Source organism: Roseovarius halophilus (ex Wu et al. 2025) (assembly GCF_047086965.1).
On sequence record NZ_JBKOTX010000457.1, the window covers coordinates 1 to 1,481 of the forward strand.

At 59.6% G+C, this 1,481-nt stretch carries 1 protein-coding gene; it reads left to right on the plus strand.

Going from position 1 to position 1,481, the window contains the following annotated elements:
- Positions 1 to 1,170: hypothetical protein (locus tag ACH107_RS32775; protein ID WP_412509772.1), on the plus strand; the 1,170-nt coding region annotated here is incomplete at its 5' end.
- Between the last annotated feature and the right edge of the window lie 311 nt (positions 1,171 to 1,481).

Consider the following 1,481-nt stretch of genomic DNA (forward strand, 5'->3'; position numbering starts at 1 on the left):
ACGCTGGGGGCGAATGACGCGGCGGTGACGCTGACCTTCGAGCTCGTCGTGACGGACGACAAGGGCAACGCATCCTCAGCGGACACGGTTGATATTACCATCACTCCGCCCACACCCACGCCTGCCTCTGAGTTCGAAAAGGAGCGCGAAGAAATTCGGCAACTCATTGTTGATGTTGCAACGCGTCATTTGGCTAGCGTGTTGTCGACCAATCGACGTATGATGCGGTCGGCCCGCGATCGTTTCATTGCCGGGCGTCGACAGTTGAGCAGCAGCGCAAGCGGCGTCGCTTCTCGGAATAATGTGCCATTAAATGTAGATGGCAGTCTTGAATTACGGGGTTCGACACTGAGTACACGCGGCAATTTCATTGAGCAGGACGGCAACTATGCGGGGACGCAGCGGCGCCTGTTCTTCGGGGACTTTGACATCCAGCGCGACGAGGATGGCAATACATCTGGCACGCTCTCGGGCAAGATGGCGTGGGAGCATATGCTCGATGCGGACCGTATGCTGGGCTATTACCTGGGCGCTGACCTGAGCACCGCCACGCTGGAAGGCAGCTTTGAAGGCAAGCAGGACAGCTTTGGTGTCAATCTGGGCGGCTACGGGGTCGTGGCGCTCTCGGAGACGGTGTTCGCAAGTGGCTTTGCCTCGATAGGTGTCGGCCGGAACGATCTTGAACTGAGCAATGGCACGTTGGAACTGCAGAGTGACTACACCACGCAGACGCTGACGCTTGGCGGGTCTGTGACCGGTGTGATCGCGCGCGAGCGCTATGAGATCTGGCCGGAGCTGGCCTTCACGCATGGCCACACCGAGATCGGGGAGATGGACTTCACGGCGGACGCCTATGATCTGACCGATGAGCTGAGCCTTGATGCCGGGCATGTGAGCCTGACGACGCTGACGCTGACACCGGAGCTGCGGGTTCCAATGGACGGTCGTCCGATCGCCGCGAGCCTCGAGACCGCGACCCTCTCACCAAGGCTGATCTGCGAGCGCACGGTTGCCGATCAGACCACCGAGAACTGCGGCGGGGGGCTTGAGCTGGGCCTTACCTCCAACTCCGAAGATGGCCTAAGCAGGGTGAACACCACCCTGAGCGTCGATCGTGTCGGCGACACAACCCGCACAGGCGTTCAGTTCAAGATCGAGCATCAGTTCTGAGAGAGACGCATACCGGCGCAAATTGGGGCTTCTTCGCGGATTGTGTGGGTTGGCGGTTCCCGGCTTAGCAAGCAAGGAGATAGGCTGTAATGGAACCCCGATTCATACGGGAAGATGAGCGATCCGCGTTCTGACAGCGGCTGACGTGCAGGTCATACAAAACTTGCTCTCAGCTGAAAGGCTAGCGACCTTCCAGGGGCTAACGGCCTCAGGTGCCGCGCGACAAACAAGGTGAGAGTCGAGCGTCAATCAGGATGAGAACGCTGGGGTGGTGTTTCGTAGGGAGGGCGTAGCCCGACCGGAGAGATACC